Annotated in this window: 6 protein-coding genes; 3 read left to right on the forward strand and 3 right to left on the reverse strand. The window is 68.3% G+C overall.

The window, feature by feature from the left end; translation table 11 throughout:
* A partial coding sequence (locus ACK42S_RS16600; protein ID WP_409710131.1) for a phage terminase large subunit family protein occupies positions 1-1,312 on the reverse strand: 1,312 nt, incomplete at its 3' end.
* A gap of 2 nt (positions 1,313-1,314) precedes the next feature.
* The gene (locus tag ACK42S_RS16605) at positions 1,315-1,860 is read right to left on the reverse strand and encodes an elements of external origin (protein ID WP_241924200.1); all 546 of its coding nucleotides are present in this window, start codon (positions 1,858-1,860) and stop codon (positions 1,315-1,317) included.
* A 108-nt stretch (positions 1,861-1,968) separates the two neighbouring features.
* Between ACK42S_RS16605 and ACK42S_RS16610 the strand changes: the two genes are divergently transcribed.
* The 3 genes from ACK42S_RS16610 to ACK42S_RS16620 all read left to right on the forward strand — a co-directional run bounded on the left by ACK42S_RS16610 (position 1,969) and on the right by ACK42S_RS16620 (position 3,215).
* Complete coding sequence (locus ACK42S_RS16610) at positions 1,969-2,235, forward strand: hypothetical protein (RefSeq protein ID WP_009518247.1); 267 nt, start codon at positions 1,969-1,971, stop codon at positions 2,233-2,235.
* A 92-nt stretch (positions 2,236-2,327) separates the two neighbouring features.
* Positions 2,328-2,525 (forward strand): DUF6900 domain-containing protein, encoded by a 198-nt coding sequence (locus ACK42S_RS16615; RefSeq protein WP_241924176.1) that lies wholly within the window; start codon positions 2,328-2,330, stop codon positions 2,523-2,525.
* Positions 2,526-2,621: 96 nt separating this feature from the next.
* A complete protein-coding gene (locus ACK42S_RS16620) occupies positions 2,622-3,215 on the forward strand; it encodes a DUF3489 domain-containing protein (protein WP_409710135.1) in 594 nt (197 codons plus the stop codon).
* Here ACK42S_RS16620 and ACK42S_RS16625 read toward each other — a convergent pair.
* On the reverse strand, positions 3,185-3,482 hold a 298-nt coding region (locus tag ACK42S_RS16625), incomplete at its 5' end, for a DNA-methyltransferase (protein ID WP_409710138.1). The genes ACK42S_RS16620 and ACK42S_RS16625 overlap by 31 nt on opposite strands.

Below are 3,482 nucleotides of genomic sequence, written 5' to 3' on the forward strand. Positions count from 1 at the left end.
GCGGCATCGCCGCGCCCGAGGCGTGCGTCCAGGTCTCGGCGACCAGCTCGGCCAGGCGCTGCCACACCGCATCGCGGGCCGTATCGCCCATCAGCACGCGGTGCTCGACGAGCCAGCATTCCTTGCCGCGCCCGAAGGCCCAGATCGAGGCCTCGATGCGATCCTTCTGCACGTCGGCGCCGCCGACCAGCAGCAGGCCGCCTGCGGGCACCGTGCCGATGCGGTAATCCTCGCGCCGTTCCAGCAGGCGCTGCCAGTCGGGGGCTTCGCCTTCCTCGACCCAGGTCTCACCCAACTCGGTGTTCTTGAAGGTCTTGATCGCCGCAGCCGACCCGGTTTCCTTGCTGACCGCCGCCTCCCAGGCCGCGGCGATGTCGCGCCAGGCGCGCCAGCCCAGCGGGCTGTACAGGGACGACAGGTGAAAGCCCGCCGTCTTGCCCTGCGCCGTCGCGCGCCACTGGCCGTGCTCGAGCATCCAGGTCTTGTGGTGCTCGGCAATGGGCGCCTCGCAGGATTCGCAGACGTAGGCCGCCGTCTCCGGACGGCCCTTCTCCCAGCGCAGCCGATCGAAACGCAGCCATTGCCGGTGGCCGCAGTGCGGACAGGGCACGAAGTAGCGGCGCTGGTCGCTGGCCTCGTACTCGCGTTCGATGGCCGAGGACCCCGCGATGGTGGGCGTCGAGACGATGAAGATCTTGCGTCGGGCAAAGGTGCGGGTGCGCGCCTCGGCGAGCGAGATCGCATCGCCTTCACCCTCGACATCGAGCGGATAGCCGTCCACCTCGTCGAGGAACAGATACCGCACCGGCATCGAGCGCAGGCCCACCGCGCTGTTGGCCCCGGTCATCACCAGCACGCCGCCGCGAAACTCCTTGGCCAGGATCGTGTTGCCCGAATCCCGGCTGCGTGCCGGTGCGATGAGTTCGGAGAGCACCGGCGACTCCTCGATCAGCGGGTCGATGCGCTGCTTGGAGGCGCGCTTGGCCATCTCCACCGTGGGCCACACCGCCATCATCGGCCCGGGGGCGTGGTGGATCACGTAGCCGATCCAGTTCGAACCCATCTCCGTGGCGCCGAGTTGGGCGGCCTTCATGAACACCACCCGCTCGATGGGCGAAGTGGGCGACAGGCAATCCATGATCTCGCGCAAGTAAGGCGTGCGGCTCGTGCGCCAGCGCCCCGGCTCGCTCGAGGCCTTGCTGGACAGCACCCGGTGGCGGTCGGCCCACTCGGAGACCGTCAGCAGCGGATCGGGCGTGAGCCCTTCGCGCCAGGCGCGCTCGATCGCGTCGGCGCCGTCGTACTCGATCATCGTCAGTCCACGCGTGGCCGCAGTTCGCCCAATTCCTGTAAGTGCTCGCGCACGGCCGCATCCAGCGCCACGTGCAGCGCGTGGGGCTCGACGCCAAGCCGTGCGGCCATCTGCGCCGAGATGCGCGCCGGCCAGTTCAGCCACGCATCGCGCTCGGTGCGCGCGAGCTTGAACACATGCGCCACCGCCTGCGCGCGGTCGACGAGCTCGCCCTTGCGCTGCGCCAGCTCCACCTTGTGGAGCTGGGCCTTGAGCACCTCGTTGACCGTGCGCGCCTGCAGCAACGACGTGCCGCCAGTCGGCAACGGCGGGGGGACGGGGTCGGGGATCTCGCGCTCGGGACGGGCCTGCGGCTTCTTGGTATCGAACTTCTGCGGCTCAGGCGTTCGCCGAGGCTGCACGGTGTTGCGCGCCCACTGCGCGTCGGCCGTCTCGGGGTCGATCGTGCCGTCGGCAAGCGTCGTGATGCGCCCGGTGTCGATGGCCTTTTTCACGGCCACGTGCGACACGCCCCGGTGGCGCGCGTAGGCGCGAATGGAAAGACCCATCGTCACCTTCTTCAATCATTTGTTCGTCATTCCTGCACATCGAGCTTGGCTTTCCTCGGGAACAGCGCGTTCATCACGGCACGCCAACCACCATCGAAAGGATCCCCGATGAACGCCAACACTCTCGATACCCTGGCCACGAAGCTGGCCGAAGCGGCGCTGACCATCCTGGTGCGCAGCTGCCGCACCGAGGTGGCGGCCGCCAGCCGCGACGACCTGGAGGCCGCCTGCGCGGCGATGCGCGCCAAGGCCAGGCCGGTCATCGACCAGTTGCTCGACGACGCCCGCGCCGCCCCCTGGATCGGCGAGATGGCGTTCCATGCCGCGGCCTTGGAACTCGCGCAAGCCGGCATCGCGGTGCTGCGCAAGGCCTGACTCATCGCGTGAAGCCAAGCAGAAAGCGCTTGGCTTCACTGCCGAACAGCGCGTTCATCACGTCACGCCAACCACACCGAGAGGAACCCGCCATGCACCCCATCGACACCCTCCTGACCCAGATCGCCCAGCAGCATCTCGGCATCGAGACCTTGCAAACCCGCCACTCGGACAGCCTGGATTTCCACGACCTGGCGGTGTGGAACATCCGCGCCGCGCTGGAGGCGGCCTTCAGCGCGGGACTCGAACAAGGTCGCCGTGCCAAGTCGCCGGATGAGGCCAACCGCTGATTGCGAAAGGCCCATGCCAAGCAGAAACGCTTGGCTTGGGCCCCGAACAGCGCATTCATCCCGTCACCCGATCCACCCCTGCGAAGGAGCAAGCCCATGACCACCACCAACCTGACCCCGGCCCAGCACGCCATCCTGGCCTACGCCATCGAGCACACTGGCGGCAAGATCGACTGGTTCCCCGAGCACATCAAAGGCGCAGCGCGCCAGAAGGTGCTGGGCGGCCTCGCCAACCGTTCCCTGATCGCCCCCGCGGGGACCGACTGGTTCGTCGCCGCCGAGGGCTACGCCGCCCTGGGGCTGCCACGCCCGGGCGCGAAGACATCGCGCGTGGGCTCGTTCGAAGCCCAGCTCGATCGGATCATCGCCAACGCGGAGCAGGCAACCGCTGCGAGCGATCCCGAGTTGGAGGCGGCCGTGACCGCTGCCGAAGCCACGTGGACGCAGGCGAAGGACGATGCGCCGCGTCGCACCCGTGCCGACAGCAAGCAGGCGCAGGTGATCGCGATGCTGCGGCGTCCTGAGGGCGCCACGATCCGCCAGATCATGGAAGCCACCAGCTGGCAGGCGCACACCGTGCGCGGCGCCCTGGCCGGAGCGCTCAAGAAGAAACTGGGCCTGAGCATCGCGTCGGACAAGCCGCAGGGCGGCGAGCGCGTCTACAGAATCATCGAGCAGGACGCCGCCTGATCGAACGCCACGCCATCCGCCTCGCGGGTGGCCTGCTGGCCCGTCCAGTCCTGCCAGCGGCGCACGATCACATCCACGTACTTCGGATCAAGCTCGATCAGCCTGGCGATGCGGCCGGACTTTTCCGCGGCGATCAGCGTCGTGCCCGAACCGCCGAAGGGGTCCAGTACGACATCACCAGGGCGGCTCGAGTTTCGGATCGCCCGCTCGACGAGTTCCACCGGCTTCATCGTTGGGTGCAAGTCGTTCTTCTGCGGCTTCTTGATC

The organism is Caldimonas sp. (assembly GCF_046289365.1).
Lineage (GTDB): Bacteria > Pseudomonadota > Gammaproteobacteria > Burkholderiales > Burkholderiaceae_C > Caldimonas.